Consider the following 20,984-nt stretch of genomic DNA (forward strand, 5'->3'; position numbering starts at 1 on the left):
TGCGCAAGCTGGCGTTCGATGACCTGATGGTTCCAGCCTCGTTCGTGGAGGAGGGTGGACGGCATGCCACCTGCGAGAAGTACTACTTAGCTTCGGTCGAAAGCCGGCCCAGCAGCGAGCGAATGGCTGCCACGACTCGTCTCGGTTGGACAACGATCGGCATCGCCGTCCGCTTCTGATAGTGACGCACGTTAAATGTCGTGAAGAAGTCGGCGCCGCTCGCAACCGCTGCCGCCAGGATTGGAAGATCCTTTGGGTGAGCTTGTCCCGCGAGGTTCTGTTTCAACGAAGACGTCGCCTCGGGCACAACATCAACGGCCGCACCAAGAATCTTTCGAAACGCTGAAGACGCAGCGGGTAGCTTCGCGGCTATATTGCGTTCGGCTTCGGCGATGGCTACCGCAGAACTTACGCAGTCGATCAGCGTGAGTTCCGACAGTTGGAGGAGAATGTGACTCGCGCCCCTCGTCGATGCCGCGCCCGCGATGAGCACATCGGCGTCGCAGAAGACACGGACAAGGCACTCCTCGCCGGGGCCGCCCTCAGCTCCGCTTGCGGGAGCCACGGCGCCTCGTTCGCACTACTCGGCGTGAGGTCAGCAGGTCGGCAATGTCGAGCCCCGCGGCGAGGCGCAGTCGCTCGATCTCGGACGCGAGCTTGGGAACGACTGCCCCTTGCGGAGAGAGCAGGATGCCCCCATCGAGGTCAATGACGGTCAGGCTGTCTCCTGAATCAAGTCCGTACTTTGCCCGGAGCTTCGCCGGGAGTATGACGCTCCCCCGAGGTTGAATCTGAATCGTTGCCGAGCGCATTGCGGTTCCTCCGACTTCCGAACGTTAGTAGCAGAATGTGAATCGGCGTCCAACGGTGCCTCCGTTGACAGCGGCGGAAGCTCTCGTATTCATCCGTCCAACGCGGCGAGGTCGCTGCGCTACGCCTTCTTGAACAGTGGTATCACGTCCGCCCTGGCTTTCAGCACGTCGAGATAATCCGCCCAAGCCTGCATCATCTTCCGCCGCTCCGGCAGGTGCTCGGCGAAATTGTAGGCCGCGCTCACGGCGTTGCGCTCGGCGTGCGCAAGCTGGCGCTCGATGGCCTGATGGTTCCAGCCTCGTTCATGCAGCAGGGTGGACGCCATACTGCGGAAGCCGTGGCCAGTCATTTCTTCCTTCGGGTATCCCATGCGCCGTAGTGCCGCCAGAATGGCGTTGTTGCTCATCGGCCGCTCGCGCGAACGCACGCTCGGGAAGACAAAACGTGGCGTGTGCGGCTTGGCCGCGATTCCGCGGTTCGTCAAGGGTTCAAGCTCGCGCAGGATCTCGATGGCCTGGCGGGACAGCGGCACGATGTGCTGTTCCCGCATCTTCATGCGCTCAGCGGGGATGCGCCATTCGGCCTCTTCGAGGTTGATCTCCGGCCACTGCCCTTTGCGCAGTTCGCCGGGCCGCACGAAGCGCAGCTTCGGCGGGCGTGCGCCTTCGCCGCGGCTTCCCACCTTCGCCGAGGCGCTTCGGTGGGCGTGCCCTGGCGCCTTCGCCGAGGCGCTTCGGTGGGCGTGCGGCAGTTCACCACAGCCGCTTATTGGCGAACGCTCGGCCAGATCCCGACTTGAGATAGCGCTCGAAGGCGATCGCGCGCTGGTCGTCGTTGAAGCAGACGTACGTCACCAGCTCCCACGGTCGATACTTGGATGTGTGTGGCGAGTCGCCAGCGTTGTGCGTCCGTAGTCGGACGTCCAAGTCGGAGGTGACGCCGACGTAGCGTTGGTCTGGGGCGGACAGGCTGCGGATGAGATAGACGCACTTCATGGCGGCCGAATTTACCCCTGTCCTGAGTGGCACGCCATCCGTAGCTCGCGGGGCGCGCTCGTCATCGTACCGAACAGCCCTCCTACGCCAAGGCTACGGAGGGCATGCCCACCGAAGCCGCGGCGAAGGCGGGCATCCTTCGCTCGCGTTGCTCGCGCTCCGTGAGCGAAGTCCGTTGATGGCACGCCAGCCGAAGCTCGTCGCCGCAGGGCGGAGACGAGCGAAGGATGGAGGCGGGGGGAATTGAACCCCCGTCCGGAAGCGGTCAACTTCGGTGTCTACGTACGTAGCCGCGTGTTTTAATCTCGCCGGCTGGGCTCCCACCATCCTTCGCTCCGAAAAGCTTCGGATGGCTTGACGCGACAGGATCCCAGACAGCCAGCTCGTAAGTTTTCGTCAGCGGCGCCTGAGCACTCACCGCTGCTTATCCCGATTTGCGTCGCCTGAATCCCACCCTACGGGCTCGGGCAGGTCAGACGTGGTTGCCCTTAGGCAGCCAGTGCTAGAGGTACGTCTGCGTTTAAGCAGCCCTGGGGTTTTACGGTACCCAGGATCCCGTGCACGCAACCGGAGCCTTCCATACTCCCGTCGAACCCAGATCGCCCCCATGTGGCAGTCCTGAGTGCTGAGTCCTGAGATTCAGAACCACCACATATCTAATAGCGGCCGGTGGGGTGGATCGCAACTGGGTCTACCTCATCCGGAGTCTGTCCGCACCAGACCAACGCTACGTCGGCGTCACCTCCGACTTGGACGCCCGGCTGCAGACGCACAAAGCTGAATGCGCCCGCCAGACGACGCCGCCCTCCACTTTCCAGTCCGTCGGGATGAGCATCGAGGCCGCCTCGCCGCCGATGCCCTGCGGATCCATGAGGCTGTACTTGCGAAAGCGCAGGATCTTGCCGTCACCCGCAACCAGCGCAACCGAGGCGACAAGGAAGACGCCAAGCACCGCTGAGACTCGTCGGATCATGACTCTGCCTCCTTTCCAGTCGGCCCGCGGTGCCGACATTGGAGTTTCAGTGCCGCTGGAGCCGAATTGTGGCCGGGTTGAAAAGTTTCGGCAAGCGCAATCGTTCCGGTGTTGCAGTTGCAGGGACGGAGGCCTGCTCGCCGAGCGCTTCCACCTCGGACCAAACTTAGGGACGTAGAGGCTGTGAGAGGCCTGTCGCCAGCGTCTCGACCCATTGACTTCGTTCCGTGGCGGCTGCATTCAACTGGGCGCCCGGTTAATTTGCTCCCGATGGAGAATGCGAGGGGGCCATCTTGAGCGCACGCGACACCTGCACCGCACGTTCGACCTGGCAGTCGATACACTGGAGGCAGGCGCCACGAGACCGCAAGGACGCATTCGGAAAGGAGCGCGGCGATGAGACAGCTGAGTGTGGCAACGCAGGAGGCTTTGCAGCGGGTGCTGGGCAAAGCCCTCGAAGCGCGACAGAAAGAGGATGGACGCCCGTTCATCGTCGGGCACTTCATCACCAACCGATGCATGTGCAAATGCGCCAGCTGCCTCTGGCGCGACAACGATTGCGAGGATGTGCCGCTGGCGGATCTCGAGCGCTTCTACACGCAGGCGAAAGAGGAGGGCTTCGTCGCCACGGCGCTGTCGGGCGGGGAGCCGTTCCTGCGCAGCGACCTCGGCGCGGTGGTGCGCTTCATCAAACAGGAAGCGGGGATGTCGATCCTGTTGTTCAATACGGGATGGTACCTGAAGAAGCGTATGGACGAGGTACTGCCGTACATCGACATGATGATCGTGAGCCTGGACTCGGCGAAGCCCGATCGCCACGACGCGATCCGCGGCTTGCCCGGGTTGTTCGACCGCGCCATCGAAGGCGTGCGCCTGGTCAAGGAGAAATACCCGGACGTTTCGCTGCAGTTCAACTGCTGCGTGCAGAAAGGGATGGCCGATGAGATCGACGACCTGCTCGCCCTGGCGGCGCGCCTCGACGTGCAGATCTCGTTCGACGTGATCACCGAGTATCGCCACGGAGAGAACGCGCATTTCGTCGAGACCGACATGGGAATGCCTTTGCCCGAGCTGCAAGCGCTGTGTGCATCGTTGGCGGAGAAGAAGCGCGCCGGTGCGCCGATTCTCAACTCGCAGCAGTACTTCGACTACTTCATTACCGGGCGCCAGGGATACCGCTGCCATCTCCCAAAGCTGGTCATGTTCGTCGACGGGCGTGGAAACGCCGAATACTGCCTCAACCTCGCCCGCCCCATCGCCAGCATTCGTACGATGCCGTTGAAGGAGATCATGCAGCTGGATCGATTCCGGCAGCTGCGCCTCGACGCCGAAGGCTGTTCGTCGTGTAACTCACCGACGATGGTCGATCTGTCGCAGGTGTGGGAGAACCCGGCGCTGGCGTTCGAGCCCGGCGGCATCGCGGTCGGCTGAACCGGCACGCAGCGGCGCGGTCCCTCAGCCAGCACGAAACTGCGAGAAGATGCCATGGAAGACCGGCGCGGAGGGTCGCTTTCGCTGGCGCGGCTGGTGCAGTGCAGCGTGGCGGAGCTGGAAGTGTTGTATGTGGAGCCGCGTCCCGTTGCGGTGCCGAGCGGCTGCTACCGCGGTGTGCATCTGGCCTGGCTGGATACGCCGGGGGCGCGGCCCTGGGCGCGGCCCACGGTGATCCGTCCGCTGCAGCACCTGGGGTTCCGGCTGCTGCCGTTCGGCGTCGATTTCATCCGGCACCGTTGGTTCTTCTTCCACCCGACTCTCGGGATCGGACGTTTCGTTGCGGAGGCCGGCCGCTCGCGGTGGCGCGACACGGAGACCGTGCGGCTGCACTACGAGGTCTCCCGTTTACCCGGCCCGGTGCGCGCCGTGCTCTACGACGAGGTGAAGGTATTGTCGCCCTCGTTGTGCCTGGGCATCGGTGGCATCAACGCACCGCGCGGGCGGGGCGACCATTTCTTCTTCGCCCTCGTAGCCTGAGCCTCCGCCGCGGCGACTTACCTCGCCTGGGTTCCCCCCCAGGTTCTTCCCACCGCCCGCAGTCGCGGTTGTGGAGGCACACATCGTGGCGAGCAGGAGGAGACTTGCGCCGATCTCCACCAAGATAAAGGTGGTGGCGAACGCGGCTCCGTGAACCGCCCACGCGACGACACGGCCAAACGCCGCGCTCGCGAGTAGCGCAGCAGGGAAGTAGAGCAGGCGGCCACGACCAGAGGCGCTCCCAGCCAGGATGCTCAGGCCGAGCGTCAGAAAGAACGCGGCGAAGTCGCCGAACTGCGTGCTGCGTGCGAGGCCATCCAAAACTGGCATGCCGAGGGTGGCGGCGGCGCGGTCGGGAGCGACCAGCCAGCCAACGCCTTGCAGCGCGAAGCCCGCGCCCATCAAGATCGTGACGATTCGAAGTGTAGAGCGCATCAACTCTCCTCCTTGAGGGCGACCGCGTCGCCGCCGATGCCCTGCGGATCCACGAGGCTGTACTTGCGAAAGCGCAGGACCTTGCCGTCACCCGCAGCCAGCGCAACCGAGGCGACCAGGAAGATGCCAAACCCCGCTGCGACTCGTCGGATCATGACCCTGCCTCCTTTCCAGTCGGCCCGCGGTGCCGACATTGGAGTTTCAGTGCCGCTGGAGCCGCATTGTGGCCGGGTTGAAGAGTTTCGGCAAGCGCAACCGTTCCGGGGTTGCAGTTGCAAGCACGGAGGCCTGCTCGCCGAGCCCTTCTACCTCGGCGAGCCGTGCGGCCTGCAACCGCCGGAGTGCTTCTGCGACAAGTCCGCCGGAGCGTCAGCGAAGGAGGAATCGTGGTACGGTGCTCACCGGACGCAACCTCTACGGCATACGAAAGCATAAGATGGGAGACATCGGGAAGAGGCGCGGCGCGTTGGACCGACATTTCCAGTAATCACACGGGGGCGGCGTCTCGGTTTCTCCGCGATGATCTGCCGGCCGATGTCCGAGCGGACTACGAAAGAAGGGTCGGCAACTTCACCCAGGTGCAGCGCGAGGGTTTCCTCATCGGCATGATCAAGGTGGGCTTCCTGAAGCGCATGGAAAGCGTCCTGGACAGCGGCGACGTCCGCTTTGGATTCGTGCACCCGAAGCAGATTCTGACCATCTATCGCGAGCTGTGCGCCGGCAAGTCGGCCCCGTACGAACTGCTCTGCAACGTCTTCGATCAGCTCACCCACAACGGCTCGGACATGACCGCATACGACCGCCTGCTGCAACCTGCGGTCGATTCGATCGTCGTCACCTTCCGCAAGCGCGTCGCCGCCGGCTTACAGGGTGGGCGGAGCTTCGTCATACCGAACCAGCGGGAGCAGGCGAGCGAGAAGACGGACTTCAAACTCGTGACATGGCTAGTCGTCGTGACAGGGGGCGCCAACGCTTGAACATTCGAGCCGAAGTCAGCAAGGTGCAGATATGAAGGTCACCGTGGAAGTTGCCGAGAAAGAAATGCGGGAGATGCTCCGGTACTCCGGCGAGCGGTTGAAGGGGGCGGCGCTTCTTCGCCTGGCGCTCAATGAGCTGAACTACCGCAAGCGCGTGGCCATGAACCGGAAGTTTCATTCCGGGAAGTGGAGCGCCGACCTCCCTCCGATTGAGCAACTGCGTCGCGACCGCCGCGTATGGCAGTGATGGTCGAGACCACGCTCTGGGTGGACCACTTTCGCGCCTCCACGCCACAAGCGGTCAAAGACCAGGTGCTCCCGATCGTCAACCAGCGAAACGTGTGCGTCGTCGAGCCGGTGCTGTTCGAGCTGCTGGCGAATGTTCCTCGGCGCGATCGCCGGCGGCTGGAGAACTACTTCGCGCTCGTCTCGCTCCTCCCGGCCCAGGCCACGCTGTGGCGCGACACGATCTCGCTTGGGCAGAAGTGCGTTGACGCTGGCCTGACGCTTCCGTCGATGGACCTGTTGATCGCCGCAGCGGCGATTCACCACGACGCTGAGGTCGTGACGTTCGACGCACACTTCGCTGACATTGCGACGCTGTCGCCATTGCGCGCGAGCGTGCTCACCCGTGCGGTATAGAACCGAATCGTGCCGGCGGGATGGGGGTCGCGTCTGGACTTTGGACTTTAGCGACGGCGCTCTGGGGGTCACATCTAAATAATGGACTCAATGAACCCCGATCTGGTTGTGAGGTAACGTACAATCCCCGGAGGTTGAGCCACGTTATGTCCAAAGTCCAGACGCGGCCCCATTGCTGCGGACAACGCATTCGCGATACGTCCCAGGAACCTTCCGCAGGTCCTGCAGGTGAGTGAGGTACTGCTGAATGAGCCGCTGGCTCACACGGCACCGGCGAGGGAGATGATGTTCAGCTTGGGAAAGTACCGTCGATACCTGCGCGCATCGCGTGTGAGCAAGGTGAGCCCCGCCAGCGCCGCATGGGCGCCGATGTAGAAATCCGGCAGCGGAGAGTGCCTGGTGCCACCGTGGTCGCGGTAGCGAACGAAGGCTTTCCCGGCGAGGAAGCCGGCCTCGTAGGGCAGCGCCAGCCTTGCAAAGGCGAAGTCTCGAATGGCCGCCTCAAGTGCCCCGATCCGGGGGGGCCGCCGCTTCACTCACGGGTCCGAAGAAGGTCCGAACGGCACCCGCACCCCCATTTCGTTGACATGCGACACGTGTCGCACTACAGTTGCGCATGATCCAGAGCTTTCGGCATCGCGGGCTCAGACGGCTCTATGAAAAAGACGATCGCAAGGGCCTCCCTGCGGCCAGGGTGGATAAGATCGGGCGTATCCTCGCCCGCCTCGACGAAGCCGACGAGCCGCAGAAGATGAACCTTCCTGGCTTCCAGCTTCACTCCCTCACGGGAGATATGAAAAGGTTTTGGGCCGTCAGCGTCTCGGGCAACTGGCGCATCATCTTCCGCTTCGAGGCCGGTCATGCCCGCGACGTCGACTTGATCGACTATCATTAAGGAGGAAAACACAATGGCCATGAAGAACCCACCGCACCCCGGACTCTCGGTCAAGCACGACTGCCTTGACCCCTTGGGTCTAACTGTCACTGCCGCCGCCAAGCTCCTCGGTGTCACCCGCCAGACCCTCAATGATCTGGTCCACGCCCGCCGCGGGATCTCGCCGGAAATGGCCATTCGACTCGACCTCGCTTTCGGTGGTGGCGCAGACACCTGGCTTCGGATGCAGACAACGTATGATCTCGCCAAAGCTCGCCTGACCGCAAAGGGCAGAATCAAGGTTAAGCGCTACGTCGCCGCGGCCCGCGCTGCCTGATTGGGCAGTTCTGCCTTCCCCTCAGGGCAATCCCTCAAGGGCTTATGGGCGGGCAAAGGCAACGCCACCGGCCGACAGTCTGTCGGTGCAGTCGAGGCCAGGTTGGCGGAAGCGGACTACCAGCAAGAAGGGAAGTCAAATGAGGCTCAGGAGGAAAAGCGAGACTGACGAGAAGCCCCGGCGGGGCCGTGGCCGGATGATTGTGGAGGCTGCGTAAAGCGTCACCGAGGGAGCAATGTCCGGCAAGACCGCGAAACCATTCACACCGCGCCAGGAGCGCATCGGCAGCGTCATCATCAAGATCGCGTCACAGGTGAACACGTGGCTCTACCGACTGAGCGGTGGCCGTATCGCTGGCCGCTTCCCGAGCGGTGCCCCGGTGCTGTTGCTGACCACCATCGGCCGCAAATCGGGCCGGCCCCGCACGGCCCCGCTGCTCTATCTCACAGACGGTGACCAGTACGTCATCGTCGCCTCCAAAGGTGGCATGTCGCACCATCCGTTGTGGTTCAAGAATCTCCAGGCCAACCCGCGCGTCGAGGTGGAGGTGGGAAGGCAGAAACTGGCGATGACGGCGCGCCAGGCCAGCGCCGAAGAAAAGGCCGCGCTCTGGCCCCGGTTGGTCGCCATGTACGCCGGCTATGCCGATTACCAGGCACGCACGGAGCGCGACATCCCGGTCATCATCCTCACGCCGCGACCCGCGCGTTGAGGTGACCAGGATCTGAGCAACGGCCGGCGCTCTTGATCCCCCGCTCGCGTCGTGGCACGGGGACGCCATGGCATACACCTTTCCGCAGGGGTTCGTGTGGGGCACGGCCACCGCCGCGCACCAGGTCGAGGGCAATAACGTCGCCAGCGACTTCTGGCTGCTCGAGCACGCGCCGGGAACGCTCTTCCGTGAGCCGTCGGGCGACGCCTGCGATCACTTCCACCGCTATCCGCAGGACATCGCCCTCCTGCGCCAGCTCGGCTTCGGCGCCTACCGCTTCTCCGTCGAGTGGGCGCGCATCGAGCCGGAAGAGGGCCGCTTCTCGCTCGCCGCGCTCGACCACTACCGGCGCATGCTGGCAAGCTGCCACGAGCACGGCGTGCGGCCGTGCGTCACCTTCCACCACTTCACCTCGCCGCGCTGGTTCGCCGCCGACGGCGGCTGGGAGGACCGCGGCAACGTCGACCGCTTTCTGCGCTACTGCGAACGTACCGTTCGCCATCTGGGCGACCTCATCGACACGGCGTACACCATCAACGAGGCGAACCTGACCGCGACCCTCGCCGTCAGCGGCGTGCTGCCGCCGGGCGGCCTCAAATCGGTGGCGAAGTTCGTCGCCGACGCGGCAGCGCGCAACGGGTCGAGCCTCGAGCGCTTCGGGCCGTTCCTGCTCGGTCACCCGATGAAGATGCGCGACACCATGCTCGAAGCGCACGTGCGCTCGCGCGACGTGCTCAAGGCCGGACCCGGCACGTTTCCCGTCGGCGTGACGTTGGCGATGCAGGACTACCAAGCCGTGCCCGGCGGCGAAGCGCACCGCGATCGCGCCCGCGCCGAGAGTTTCGATCCGTTTCTCGAAGCGGCGCGCGCCGACGATTTCGTCGGTGTGCAAACTTACAGTCGCCATCGTTTCGGCGCCGCCGGTCCGCTCGGTCCGGAAGCCGGCGTGCCGACCCTGATCATGGGCTACGAGTTCTGGCCCGAGGCGCTCGAGGCGACCATTCGCTATGCCAGCTCGGTGGCGCAGGTGCCGGTCTACGTCACCGAGAACGGCATCGGCACCACCGACGACGCACAGCGCTTCGAGTACGTCCGCCGCGCGCTCCGCGGTGTGGTCAAGTGCCGGCGCGACGGCATCGACGTGCGCGGCTACTTCTACTGGTCGTTGATGGACAACTTCGAGTGGCTGTTCGGCTACGGACCGCAGTTCGGCCTCATCGCCGTCGATCGCGACACCCAGCGCCGTCGACCCAAGCCGAGCGCCGACTGGCTTGGCGGCATCGCCCGCGCCAATGCCTTCGACGAGTGAGGACGCACGACATTCGATCGCGACCCTCGATTCACTTCACCGCCCCGGTTGCGGTGCTGCCGTCGGTCAGGCAAAGATCGGTTGAAAACATGCCGAGCCAAAACGTGAAGGCGATCGACAGCCTGCTGAAGCTCTTGGTGCAGCAGGGGGGGACAGAGCTGAGGCTCACTTCAGATCGCCGTCCGCAGATGTTCAAGGAGGACACCGAGCTGCCGCTGACGATTCCCGCGATGCCCACGGAGCGGATCCGCGAGTTGCTCGACGACCTGTGGACGTCGCATGAGGCGGCATTGCGCCAGCGAGGTGAACTGTCGCTCACGTACAGCAGCGCCAAGCTGGGGAAGTTCGTCCTCAGGCTCGTCCAGCCGGACGAGTCAACGCTGGAGGTTCGCTTTCGTCGCGACGGAAACGAGATTCGCGGGCACGACGACTCGGCGAGCAGCGAGCGGCGCGGGGATGTGCTCATCGGCGCCACAGCGAGCGCTATCGAGGACACGCCCGCCGGAAGCCACTGGCGTGCGGGGACCGGCACGCTCCCGGCGGCGCTCGTCGCAGTGCTGGCGCGAGCCGTCTCTCAGGGCGCCAGCGACGTGCATTTGAGTCCGCAGGGGGCGCCGATCGTCCGCATCAATGGCGCGCTGCAGGTGTTCGAAGGCGCGCCGGGATTCGACGCGACGGCGCTGCTCGGTGGGCAAGAGCGGCTGGAGCACGTGCGGGCCGGCGGCTCGGTGGATCGCGCCTTCGACGTGCCCGGGGTGGGGCGCGTACGCGTCAACGTCTACGCGACCGAAGAAGGACTGTGCGCTGCCCTGCGCATTCTCAGAAAAGAAGCTCCGGCGCTCGCGGATCTGCATCTGCCACCGCAGCTCGAGCCGCTCATCGACCTGCCCCACGGGCTGGTCGTCGCCTGCGGACCGACGGGCTGCGGCAAGAGCACCACGCTGGCGGCGCTCGTGCAGCACGCCCTGCGGGCGCGCCCGCAGGTCCTGGTGACCCTCGAGGATCCGATCGAGTATGTCATCCGGCCGATGCGTGTGTCCGGGCTGGTCCGCCAGCGTGAAGTGGGGACGCACGTGCGTGATTTCGCCACCGGTTTGCGCGACGCGCTACGCGAGGATCCAGACATCCTCCTGGTCGGCGAGATGCGCGATCCCGAAACCATCAGCCTGGCCCTCACCGCGGCCGAAACGGGTCACCTCGTATTCGCCAGCCTCCATAGTCGCACCGCCGCATCAGCCGTCGAGCGGATCGTCGACACCTATCCGGCGGAACGCCAGCGGCAAATCCGGGTGCAACTCGCGGATTCGCTGCGCGCAGTGATCTCTCAACGTCTCCTGCCGACGGCGGATGGAGCGAGTCGGGTTCCGGCCGTGGAGCTGCTCAGGGTCACCCATGGTGTGGCCAATCTGATCCGCGAGAGCCGGACGGCGCAGATCGTCAACGCGATCCAGGCCGGCCGAGAGGAGGGGATGCTGGTGCTGGAACGCAGCCTCGCCGATCTCGTCCGCACCAATCGGATCCGGCGCGAAACCGCCGTGGCAGTTGCCAACGATTCCGCCACGCTGGGTGAGTATCTGCGCGCCGCAGGGTGCTGAAAGAGCCGGTGAACGTACTGCAGCGCGGCCGATGTGTTCTTCTTTCTGGGTACGGACCAGTCCTCCAGTGGAATGAACGCGGGAGGTTCCGAGGAGAAGGGAGAAGGCAATGAGCTGGTACATCTACTTCGCACACTTCGTGGCGGGGCTCTTCCTGGCCAATGCCGTCCCGCATTTCGTCAATGGAATTTCAGGCGAGCGATTCCAGAGCCCGTTCGCCTCGCCCCCCGGCGTCGGGGAGTCGTCGCCGTTGGTCAATGTGCTCTGGGGGATGGCCAATCTCGTCATTGGCTACGTCCTGCTCTTCGGAGTCGGCGAGTTCGCGGGCGGCCTCTCCATCGACGCGCTTGCCGTCGCCTTCGGAGTCCTGGCCACGGCGGTCGGCCTCGCGCGCCACTTCGGACACGTGCGCCAAACCGGCAGGGCCATTTGATTCTGCCTACGGGCTGCCTTCAGCACGCACCCCACGCGGTAAGGGCACGGCGTCTCTAATCGAAGGCGGTTGCACCGTCCGCGACTGACGCGCCGGTACGCCTGTCACCTCGAGGCGTCCACGTCTTGGGCAATCGGCTCAATCACCTTTCGGAGTGCGCGCCCCAACCGGTCAGTGGCGAGTTCATGATCACGACCTCGCTTTTGGGTCGAATCGGGCAACGCCCCGATCCTGCCCGCGTCAAGAAGACGAAACTGCTTAGGAGACGTTGGCATAGCTACGGCGACGTATCCTAACCCGCTCACCCTTCGACGGGCTGCCCATGAACCTCCCGTTCTAGTCCGTCATGCCCGCGATCCTTGGCGGGCATCCTGAGCGGGGTGTCGCCAAATACGTTGCCACACTTATGTCCTGGAGTACTTAGGAGACGGGTGTGTATCGCTTCAGAAGGGCAAATGGCGTAACTATGACGCCACATCTGAACTCACAGGCAATTGGAAACGGAGGAGCCGAACAATGCATCTCAACGTCGAGGAAGCGGTTCGCAGTCGCTACAGCCACAGCGCCCGGCAGCGCGAAGACAGCCTGTGCTGCCCTACCAGCTACGATGATCGCTATCTCGCCATCCTGCCGCGAGAGATCATCGAGCGCGACTACGGATGCGGGGATCCCTCAGCGTACGTGCATGAGGGTGAAACGGCACTCGATCTAGGCTCGGGCGGCGGGAAGATCTGCTACATCGCGGCGCAGATCGTCGGCCCGTCAGGTCGGGTCATCGGCATCGACATGAACAGCGACATGCTGGCATTGGCGCGCCGCTACCAGCCGGAGATCGCGCAGCGCTTGGGGTATGACAACGTTAGCTTCCGTCGCGGCAAGATCCAAGACCTGCGCACCGACCTGGACGCCATGGACAATCACCTGCGGCAGCATCCGGTGGCATCAGCAGCGGACCTCGCAGAGTTTGAGCACTTTCTCGCTGCGCAGCGACGCGAGCGGCCGCTCGTGGCCGACGAGTCGGTAGACGTGGTCGTGTCGAACTGCGTGCTCAACCTGGTGCGTGACGAAGACAAGCAGGCGCTGTTCACCGAAATCTTTCGCGTCTTACGATGTGGCGGCCGCGCGGTCGTCTCCGACATCGTCTCTGACGAGCTCGTTACCGAGACCTTAAAGCTGGACTCGGAGTTGTGGTCGGGTTGTATCGCTGGCGCGTTTCAGGAGAGCGCCTTCCTCGAGGCGTTCGCGGTGGCCGGCTTCCACGGGGTGGAACTGCTCAAGCGCGAGGAACGCCCCTGGCGTACGGTCGACGGCATCGAGTTTCGCGCCGTCACCGTGTCGGCACGGAAGGGGAAGCAGGGGGCGTGCTGGGATCACAATCAGGCGGTGATCTACCGCGGGCCTTGGAGCGAGGTGCGCGATGACGACGGCCACACACTTCGCCGCGGCGTGCCCATGGCCGTGTGCGAAAAGACCTTTGGGCTCTACACCCGCGAGCCCTACGCCGGCGACATCATTCCGGTAGAACCCCGCCGGCCAATCGGCCCGGAGGCGGCGACACCCTTCGACTGCTCCCGCGATGCGATGCGACACCCGCGTGAGACCAAGGGCCTCGATTATCACGCCACTACCCAGCCAGCCGGTGCGTGCTGCAGCGCCACCGGCAACGGTTGCTGAACGAGAGATTTTTTCAGGACCCGGAGGGCAACGCTGGGCGCTTTGAATGCGCCGACGCTTTGCCTTCCTGCGCCAACGCATCCGCCAAGTCCTCGTTAGCCGCTCCTGGCAGTCGGTTCTCGAAGGACACTGTCAGGCAGGCGTGGTAATCACGGATCTTGGGAACCGTCTCGTCTCACCGCTACGGACCTGCACCTGGAAATGCTGGAACATCTAGGAATCGAATCGAACAATAGTGCGGAAACGTCGGTGCGTAGGCTACGGCACGCGGGATGCTCGCCCCAGTTGGAGCCGTGAGGCTCCGTATGCGATTCAGCCGACCCCCCGTAGCGACACCCCCCGTAGCGAGGAGGATGCATGAACTTCTGTATCAAAGTGGACCCGGCGACCTGGCAGCCGTACATCTCCACGCCACTGAAGGGCAAACCGCTGCTCATGGATCCCTTCACCAACAAGGGCACGGCCTTCACCGCCCGCGAGCGGGACGAGCTCGACCTTCACGGTCTCATCCCACCCGCCATCTGCACGATGGAGCAGCAACTCGAACGCGTGTACGAGAGCTTCCAAGCCAAGTCGACGCCGCTCGAGAAGTTCATCTATCTGGCGAGCCTCCACGACCGAAACGAGACCCTCTTCTTCCGCCTGGTGCACGAGCACATCGACGAGATGCTGCCCATCGTCTATACGCCCGTCGTCGGGGAGGCCTGCCAGAGGTACTCCCACATCTACCGGCGCGGACGCGGCCTGTACGTCAGCTACGATCAGCGAGACAACATAGAGAAAGTGCTCGCCAACCACCATACGCGGAACCCGTCGGTGATCGTGGTGACCGACGGCGAGCGCATCCTCGGCCTCGGCGACCAGGGCGCCGGTGGCATGGGGATCTCCATCGGCAAGCTCTGCCTCTACACGATCTGCGCCGGCATCTCGCCGTATATCACCCTCCCCATCATGCTCGACGTGGGGACGGACAACGAGGACCGGCTTCAGGACCGGCTGTACCTGGGCCTCCGCCAGAAGCGGGTGCGAGGCGACGACTACCAAGCGTTCGTCGATCGCTTCGTCGATGCCGTACAGCGGGTGTATCCGAATGTGCTGTTGCAGTGGGAGGACTTCCTCAAGGCCAATGCGATCACGCAGCTCAAGCGTTTCCGCGACCGACTGTCGACGTTCAACGACGACATCCAGGGAACGGCCGCTGTCGTCCTGGCTGGTATCTACTGCGGCTTGAGGCTTACCGGCCAGCCGATCCGGGACCAGCGGCTTCTGTTCGCCGGGGCTGGAGCGTCGGCGCAGGGCATCGCCGACCTTTTCGTCTCGTCACTCGTTGAAGGAGGGCTCCCCGTCCACGAGGCACGACGGCGAATCTGGACGGTCGACACGAAAGGCCTCGTCACCCGAGAGCGGTCCGGCCTCGAGGATTTCAAGGCTGCGTATGCACGGGAGGCCGACGAGGTTGTCACCTGGAAGTGCAAGGACCGGTCGCGGATCAGCCTGGAGGAGACGATTGCCCACGCCAGGCCGACCATTCTGATCGGTGTGTCGGCAACGCCGGGAAGCTTCACGGAGAGCGCCGTCAAGCTCATGGCGAGCATCAATGAGCGTCCCATGATCCTGCCGCTCTCCAATCCCACATCCAAGAGCGAGTGCACGCCGGAGGACGCCATCCGATGGTCGGAAGGCCGAGCCATCGTCGCCACGGGCAGCCCCTTCGCCCCCGTGCAGCACAAGGAAAGGAGGTACCGCATCGGCCAGTGCAACAACGCCTTCATCTTCCCCGGCGTCGGTCTCGGCGTGTGCGTCGCGCATGCCCGGCACGTAAGCGACGGGATGTTCCTCGACGCGGCGAAAACACTGGCCGACCGCGTCACCGCCGAGGACCTGGCGCAGTCCGCCGTCTATCCGCAGCTGTCGCGGATTCGCGAGTGCTCGCACGCCGTGGCCTGCGCCGTCATCAAACGCGCGGTGGCCGAGGGGCACGCGGATGCGGAGGTGCTGGCGAACCTGGAGGAAACCGTCCGGAGAGCGATGTGGTTTCCGGAGTATCTGCCAGTTCGCCACGAACCGTAGTCGTCGCCGAGTCAACCGCCGGTCGATTCGTCACTGGCGGCAGGGCAGTTTGCGGATGGATAACAGCTGAGTCGAGGTAAGGTGCCTATGAATCTTGCAGTCCTGATCTGGGGTCTTCTGGTGTCGTCCGTCGTCGCCAGCGGCATACTGACGGGGGAATGGGGACAGTTGTTTTCGCGGATCGTCCGGGCCGGAGCCGATCTTCCGACCAACTATCGCGCCACTCGGCTCTTCCTGGCGGCCGCCTTCCTGTCGTTTGTTGGGTCGGGGTACAGCTGGTTTCTGGTCGATCATGAAACCGGCATCTTCATCGGTCTCTGGGTACCGTCCATCCTCGCCCTCGGTGCGCTGCTGAACACCGCACCAAGCAGCCGCAACCGGGAAGGCGTCTAATCCCACCGCGCCCCTACACCTTGAACCACCGGTGCGCGTCGAGCATCTTCTCCCGGATCGGCACACCGATCGGGCAGGTGTTGGCACACGGCGCGGCGCAGTCGAGGCACGCCGAGGCATTGCGCTCGAGCTTGGCGTAGAGCCGTTGGCCCTCGCTCTCCCAGTGATAGTCCTTGAAGTACATGCGGTAGCGCAGGACGTCGTTGATCGGCAGATCGTAGGCGCACGAATCGAGGCAGACGCCGCAGTGCGGCTGGCAGTAGTCGCCGGTCACCAGGTCGTCGTAGCGTCGCAGCAGGGCGACGTCGGTCGGGCGCACCGCGGCGCCTGACGCGAACACGTACTCGTCTACCTGCCGCTGCTCGTAGATCGAGATCACCAGACACGCCACCGCGGGGTTGGACAGCACCCAGCGGAACGCCGCCTGGGCGTAGCTGTCGGCCTCCGCACGGAAGTCGGCCAGATTGGTGTGCTTTGCCCCTTTCAGCGTCTTCATCGCCACGATACCGACGTCGTGCGCCTTCGCCTTGTCGAGAATGGCACCGAAGCTCGGCCACATTCCGAAATGGTACGCGAGCATCATGACATCGAAGCGCCCCGAATCGATGGCGGCGTTGGCAACCTCTTCCAGGTTCGGCGTGTGCGTGCTCACCCCGAGGAACCGCACCTTCCCTTGCTCCTTTAGCCGGTCGAAGGCCTCGTGAATGTTCGGCGCCAGGAGGCGCTCTACCCGGTCGCACGAATGGACGTGGATCAGATCCACGTGGTCGGTCTGCAACCGTTTGAGGCTGCCCTCAACGGCTTCGATGATCTGCGCTACGGGCGTGTCGTTGGGGAGGTGGCCGTCCCGCACGCAGAACTTGGTGGCGAGGAAGATCTGGTCGCGGTGCCCCTTGATCGCCTCACCGAGCACGCGCTCCGAGAGATTGTCCGAGTAGTCCGGCGCCGTGTCGAAATAGGTAATGCCGCGCTCGATGGCATAGCGCGCCACCTGCGCGTCATTGATGCGGCCGGAGCCGAGCGAGATGTCCGAGACCATCGCGTTGGTGCGTCCCAGGCGCCGGTAGCTGCGGATGCGCGCGGCGCCCCACTCGGGGCGCGCCTGCGGGGCAATGTTTTCCACCTTGGTCATGAAGAAGTCTCGCGCCACCGGCAGCCAACCGCGGTTGCGGCCGACCGCGACCGCGACGCCGCCGGCGGTCGCGGCCACGCCGGTGCCGATGCCGCCCAGCACCCGCAGCACCTTGCGCCGCGTCAGGCTGGAGAGGGCGTCCACCGATCGGTCGGCGGTCAGGGGACGGAGCAACCACGCCGGAGCAGCGTCCTCGCAGGTGACACACACACGCTGGCGGAAGCGCGCGAACAGCGCGACGGTCGCCGCGATCAGCACAACGGCCGGCACGATAGCGTGCCACACCGGCAACAGGCTGCGCTGCCCGCCCTCGAGCAGATCGTGCAACAACGCCCCACCCCAGAGCCACGCCAGCGCGAACCCTACGCCGTATAGCCCGAGGGCAATCGGGCGCCGGACCTGAACCAATCGTTCCTGCCGGATACCCCCACATCGCAGACAAGGCATCACGCCCTCCTCTTGGTTGAACCGTGCGCGTACCTTATCGGATTGGTGCGCACCGTCCAAATCGGCTGGGCGCGCCCACGAGCACCCGGACGACCCAGCGCGCCATCACGTCGTGCTCGCCAGAGGCAGCTTAGACGGTTTCCCGGCCGGCGCATCTTTGGCGACGCGCAGCCGGCGAAAGGTCACCGCCCGATGTTTCGTCTCGCCGGGGACTGTATCGTTGCGCCTGCCGGCACCGTGCCTGACGGATAGTCCTTCGGATTGTGATCAATCTCATGGCAGGTCAGAGCGCACCGGCCGGACCTTCGCCGCAGACAAATCATCGAATGGAAACCGGACGAGGACGACCTTAGCCTTCGTCATGAAAGGGCTTGCCGTCGCGCGGCTTATAAACCTCTTCTGATGATGAGGTTGTTCGTGCCAGTGTGAGCCCGTGATAAGTGACCAAGCAAGCGGCGTCGGCACGACTCTGTTACCCTACGGCGCTGAGGGGTACCAATGACTCTACGACACTGGGTGATGCTTCTCTCGACCATCATGGCAGCGGGCTGCGGTATAGCACGGTGGCGCGCGCCAGCGGCCGCACCGCCTGCGCTCGCCGTCCGCTCCATCACGCTTCCCGGGGCGACCTCGGGAGGCGTATCCATGGATTACCTGGCATACGATCGAGCCCGCCATCGGGTGTGGGTGCCGGCCGGTAATACGGGGAGCGTCGACGTGGTGGACGCGAGCAACGATCGGGTCGCCAGGGTCGAGGGTTTCCCCACCGCCGAGATGGAACGGTCCGGCACGAAACGGACGGTCGGCCCGAGCTCGGCGGCCGTTGGTGACAGCGTGGTCTACATCGGGAATCGTGGCGATTCCAGCGTCTGCGCGGTCGAAGCGGAATCCCTGCGGCGGGGCCCCTGCGTCAAGCTGGAATCCCTGCCCGACGGACTGGCCTATGTCGCTTCAACGAAGGAAGTTTGGGTCACGACCCCCCGTGACAAGTCGATCGCGGTCCTCGATGCCGGTGCCACCGGTGCCTTGGCGTGGAAGGCCAAGATCAGCCTGGATGGGGCGCCCGAAGGCTTCGCGGTCGACGACGGGCGCGGTGTCTTCTACACCAACCTCGAGGACAAGGATCGCACCTTGACCATCGACATCACGAGCCGGCAGGTCACGAGGACGTGGCTGTCCGGCTGCGGCGAGGACGGCCCGAGGGGGCTGGCTCTCGATCACGACTTCGACTTCCTCTTTGTAGCCTGCCGGGATCGCGTGATGGTGCTCGACGCCGGACACGATGGCAAGCGGCTGTGCACAATCACGGTGGGCGACGGAGTCGACAACATCGACTACCTGGAGCCCGGTCGCGAGTTGTACGCTGCAGCCGCCCGTGCCGCCACGCTCACCATCGCCCGCCTCGATCCTCAGGGTGGGCTCACGCCACTAACGGTCGTGGCAACGGTGTCCGGCGCGCGCAACGCGGTGGTCACCGAGGAAGGCACCGCCTATTTGACCGATTCGCCGGAGGGTAAGATCCTCGTCGTGGCGCCGGTCGCGCCACACTGACCAGACGCTGCCCAACACGCGCCCTCCACACCGGGTTGCGATGAGGGCCGTCCTGAATGAGCCGGTCGCTTTCCGGAGCGATGCCTTCGAGATGCCCCCAACCGACGCAGGACCAAACAGGCGTCCCTAGGGCTGCGAGTCGGCATCACCGAAATTGAGCGCGACTTTACTGCGCTTCATTCGTCGCTGTCAGCAATTGTCGCACGTCACCGTTGGAGGACTTCGAGCGCAAGACGGTGCGAAGGGAACAGCACCGACTTCCGATTCGGTTCGAACGTTATTCCGAGGCAGTTCTCGCGCCAAGACGCCAAGGTGTTTTCGGTGCAGGGGCGGTTCGGGTACCGTCCCGATAGGCGCGTCAAATTGGCACGTCGAAACTCCGTAAGTTTACGGAGCCCACACTAGCATTTGTCAACGTTTTGCATGATCGCACACCCGCTCTGACGATTTGGCTTGACGTTACAAGACGCAGTGAAGTATCGGGTGCTCACGTGCGAAGACACCGTGTGAGCGGAGAAATCGGGAGAGTCCAAGTGCCCGTTTGGGCCGCCGGGGGCTGGCGCGGGTGTTTAACTAACTCGTGGAGTGGTCGCGAAATTCCTCATGTCACGGCTACGTGGCCGATGAGCCAGGAGAGGAGCCAGTGTGCCGGCTCTGTATTTACTGCTCTCCAGGCTGACCCACTCCGCAGACTAGAGGATTGATCATGGCTGACAATCTCACGACTGTTCCGCAACGGCGCGGCTCGCGTCCGAGTGCGTGTGCATCCGCCACCGTACGGCACCGCGCCGTGGTGCTGATCGCGCCATTGCTGATCGTTTTCACGGCCGGGAATACGGTCGCGCTGAGCACGGCGTTCACGTATCAAGGTCAGCTGCTGCAAAGCGGGCTGCCGACGGACGGGACCTGCGACTTGCAGTTCAGCCTCTACGATGGCGCATCCGGTGGCAGTCAGCTCGGGAGCACGCAAACGACGAGTCCGGTGAGCGTTACCAGCGGCCTCTTCACGGTGGAGCTGAACGACAGCGGGCAATTTGGCGCCGGCGCTTTCAGCGGGAGCGACCGCTGGCTGCAGATCGCCGTGCGCTGTCCGGTGGGGAGTGGCAGTTACGTCACGCTGAGCCCCCGGCAGCAGCTCACCGCCACCCCGTATGCGCTCTATGCCCCGACGGCTGGCAGTGCCAGCGGCTTGAGCTGTAGTGGCTGCGTGAGTTCCAGCGCACTGGGGGCCGGCGCGGTCACTGCAAGCAGCATCGCCAGCGGCACGATCCAGCAAAGCAATCTGGCATTCACGCCCGGCACGGTCACGTCGATCACCGCCGGCACCGGTTTGAGCGGCGGGACGATCACCACGAGCGGCACCATCAGCAACAGCGGCGTGCTCTCCGTCGGCGCCAGTGCGCCGTTGGCGTCCTCGGGTGGGCAGAACCCGAGCCTCTCGCTGACCGGTACGGTGCCGGTTGCCAACGGCGGAACGGAGGCGAGCACTGCGGCGGGGGCGCGCACCAGTCTCGGGGCGGCGGCTCGCGGTGCCAACTCCGACATCACGGCGTTGTCGGGCCTTACGGGTGTCTACGGCGCCACCAGCACCGGCGGTGTGCCGGTGTTCGTCAATGCCGCGGGCCAGCTCGGCACCGCGACCGCCGCGACG

Annotated in this window: 22 protein-coding genes, 1 other RNA gene and 1 pseudogene; 17 read left to right on the forward strand and 7 right to left on the reverse strand. The window is 64.5% G+C overall.

Features of this window, described 5'->3' with window-relative positions:
* Positions 1-542: 542 nt before the first annotated feature.
* The 4 genes and pseudogenes from VF515_22080 to ssrA all read right to left on the reverse strand — a co-directional run bounded on the left by VF515_22080 (position 543) and on the right by ssrA (position 2,415).
* A complete protein-coding gene (locus VF515_22080; GenBank protein HEX7410319.1) occupies positions 543-812 on the reverse strand; it encodes an AbrB/MazE/SpoVT family DNA-binding domain-containing protein in 270 nt (89 codons plus the stop codon).
* A gap of 119 nt (positions 813-931) precedes the next feature.
* Positions 932-1,459 (reverse strand): annotated as a pseudogene (locus VF515_22085) (site-specific integrase).
* A 106-nt stretch (positions 1,460-1,565) separates the two neighbouring features.
* On the reverse strand, positions 1,566-1,808 hold the full coding sequence (locus tag VF515_22090; GenBank protein ID HEX7410320.1) for a GIY-YIG nuclease family protein: 243 nt from the start codon (positions 1,806-1,808) through the stop codon (positions 1,566-1,568).
* A 225-nt stretch (positions 1,809-2,033) separates the two neighbouring features.
* Positions 2,034-2,415: a transfer-messenger RNA gene (ssrA, locus tag VF515_22095) on the reverse strand.
* Between the two features lie 67 nt (positions 2,416-2,482).
* Here ssrA and VF515_22100 point away from each other — a divergent pair.
* The 3 genes from VF515_22100 to VF515_22110 all read left to right on the forward strand — a co-directional run bounded on the left by VF515_22100 (position 2,483) and on the right by VF515_22110 (position 4,752).
* On the forward strand, positions 2,483-2,959 hold the full coding sequence (locus VF515_22100; protein HEX7410321.1) for a GIY-YIG nuclease family protein: 477 nt from the start codon (positions 2,483-2,485) through the stop codon (positions 2,957-2,959).
* A 218-nt stretch (positions 2,960-3,177) separates the two neighbouring features.
* The gene (locus VF515_22105; protein ID HEX7410322.1) at positions 3,178-4,212 is read left to right on the forward strand and encodes a radical SAM protein; all 1,035 of its coding nucleotides are present in this window, start codon (positions 3,178-3,180) and stop codon (positions 4,210-4,212) included.
* Between the two features lie 54 nt (positions 4,213-4,266).
* Positions 4,267-4,752: a hypothetical protein gene (locus VF515_22110; protein ID HEX7410323.1), complete on the forward strand. Its 486-nt coding sequence runs from the start codon at positions 4,267-4,269 to the stop codon at positions 4,750-4,752.
* A gap of 434 nt (positions 4,753-5,186) precedes the next feature.
* On the opposite strand, the gene VF515_22115 is transcribed toward VF515_22110, so the two are convergent.
* Positions 5,187-5,342 carry a hypothetical protein gene (locus tag VF515_22115; GenBank protein ID HEX7410324.1) on the reverse strand — a complete coding sequence of 52 codons (156 nt, stop codon included), beginning with the start codon at positions 5,340-5,342 and terminating at the stop codon, positions 5,187-5,189.
* A gap of 231 nt (positions 5,343-5,573) precedes the next feature.
* On the opposite strand from VF515_22115, the gene VF515_22120 reads away from it, so the two are divergent.
* Genes VF515_22120 through VF515_22130 form a run of 3 tightly spaced genes read left to right on the forward strand, consistent with a single transcriptional unit; the run spans position 5,574 to position 6,806 of the window.
* Positions 5,574-6,164, forward strand: a complete 591-nt coding sequence (locus VF515_22120; GenBank protein HEX7410325.1) for a hypothetical protein — start codon at positions 5,574-5,576, stop codon at positions 6,162-6,164.
* Between the two features lie 31 nt (positions 6,165-6,195).
* Complete coding sequence (locus VF515_22125; protein HEX7410326.1) at positions 6,196-6,411, forward strand: hypothetical protein; 216 nt, start codon at positions 6,196-6,198, stop codon at positions 6,409-6,411.
* Positions 6,402-6,806, forward strand: a complete 405-nt coding sequence (locus tag VF515_22130; protein ID HEX7410327.1) for a PIN domain-containing protein — start codon at positions 6,402-6,404, stop codon at positions 6,804-6,806. The genes VF515_22125 and VF515_22130 overlap by 10 nt, the downstream gene beginning before the upstream one ends.
* Positions 6,807-7,066: 260 nt before the next feature.
* Here VF515_22130 and VF515_22135 read toward each other — a convergent pair whose 3' ends face one another.
* Positions 7,067-7,342, reverse strand: coding sequence for a type II toxin-antitoxin system VapC family toxin (locus VF515_22135; GenBank protein HEX7410328.1), 276 nt, complete (start codon positions 7,340-7,342; stop codon positions 7,067-7,069).
* Between the two features lie 80 nt (positions 7,343-7,422).
* Here VF515_22135 and VF515_22140 point away from each other — a divergent pair, with 80 nt between their 5' ends.
* The 9 genes from VF515_22140 (at position 7,423) to VF515_22180 (ending at position 16,203) form a co-directional block, all read left to right on the forward strand.
* Entirely contained in the window at positions 7,423-7,701 is a 279-nt protein-coding gene (locus tag VF515_22140; protein ID HEX7410329.1) for a type II toxin-antitoxin system RelE/ParE family toxin, read from the forward strand.
* A 13-nt stretch (positions 7,702-7,714) separates the two neighbouring features.
* The gene (locus VF515_22145; protein ID HEX7410330.1) at positions 7,715-8,017 is read left to right on the forward strand and encodes a HigA family addiction module antitoxin; all 303 of its coding nucleotides are present in this window, start codon (positions 7,715-7,717) and stop codon (positions 8,015-8,017) included.
* A 235-nt stretch (positions 8,018-8,252) separates the two neighbouring features.
* A complete protein-coding gene (locus VF515_22150; protein HEX7410331.1) occupies positions 8,253-8,729 on the forward strand; it encodes a nitroreductase family deazaflavin-dependent oxidoreductase in 477 nt (158 codons plus the stop codon).
* A gap of 67 nt (positions 8,730-8,796) precedes the next feature.
* Complete coding sequence (locus tag VF515_22155) at positions 8,797-10,038, forward strand: family 1 glycosylhydrolase (protein HEX7410332.1); 1,242 nt, start codon at positions 8,797-8,799, stop codon at positions 10,036-10,038.
* Between the two features lie 89 nt (positions 10,039-10,127).
* A complete protein-coding gene (locus VF515_22160) occupies positions 10,128-11,633 on the forward strand; it encodes a PilT/PilU family type 4a pilus ATPase (protein HEX7410333.1) in 1,506 nt (501 codons plus the stop codon).
* Between the two features lie 109 nt (positions 11,634-11,742).
* A complete protein-coding gene (locus VF515_22165) occupies positions 11,743-12,066 on the forward strand; it encodes a hypothetical protein (protein ID HEX7410334.1) in 324 nt (107 codons plus the stop codon).
* A gap of 516 nt (positions 12,067-12,582) precedes the next feature.
* A complete protein-coding gene (locus tag VF515_22170; GenBank protein ID HEX7410335.1) occupies positions 12,583-13,740 on the forward strand; it encodes a methyltransferase domain-containing protein in 1,158 nt (385 codons plus the stop codon).
* A gap of 357 nt (positions 13,741-14,097) precedes the next feature.
* Complete coding sequence (locus VF515_22175; protein ID HEX7410336.1) at positions 14,098-15,810, forward strand: NAD-dependent malic enzyme; 1,713 nt, start codon at positions 14,098-14,100, stop codon at positions 15,808-15,810.
* 87 nt (positions 15,811-15,897) lie between these two features.
* Entirely contained in the window at positions 15,898-16,203 is a 306-nt protein-coding gene (locus VF515_22180; protein HEX7410337.1) for a hypothetical protein, read from the forward strand.
* A 13-nt stretch (positions 16,204-16,216) separates the two neighbouring features.
* Here VF515_22180 and VF515_22185 read toward each other — a convergent pair whose 3' ends face one another.
* Positions 16,217-17,782 (reverse strand): aldo/keto reductase, encoded by a 1,566-nt coding sequence (locus VF515_22185; GenBank protein HEX7410338.1) that lies wholly within the window; start codon positions 17,780-17,782, stop codon positions 16,217-16,219.
* A gap of 498 nt (positions 17,783-18,280) precedes the next feature.
* On the opposite strand from VF515_22185, the gene VF515_22190 reads away from it, so the two are divergent.
* Together VF515_22190 and VF515_22195 are read left to right on the forward strand one after the other, a co-directional pair.
* Positions 18,281-19,333, forward strand: a complete 1,053-nt coding sequence (locus tag VF515_22190) for a hypothetical protein (GenBank protein ID HEX7410339.1) — start codon at positions 18,281-18,283, stop codon at positions 19,331-19,333.
* A gap of 706 nt (positions 19,334-20,039) precedes the next feature.
* On the forward strand, positions 20,040-20,984 hold a 945-nt coding region (locus VF515_22195), incomplete at its 3' end, for a hypothetical protein (protein ID HEX7410340.1).

This window comes from Candidatus Binatia bacterium, assembly GCA_036382395.1.
Lineage (GTDB): Bacteria > Desulfobacterota > Binatia > HRBIN30 > HRBIN30 > JAGDMS01.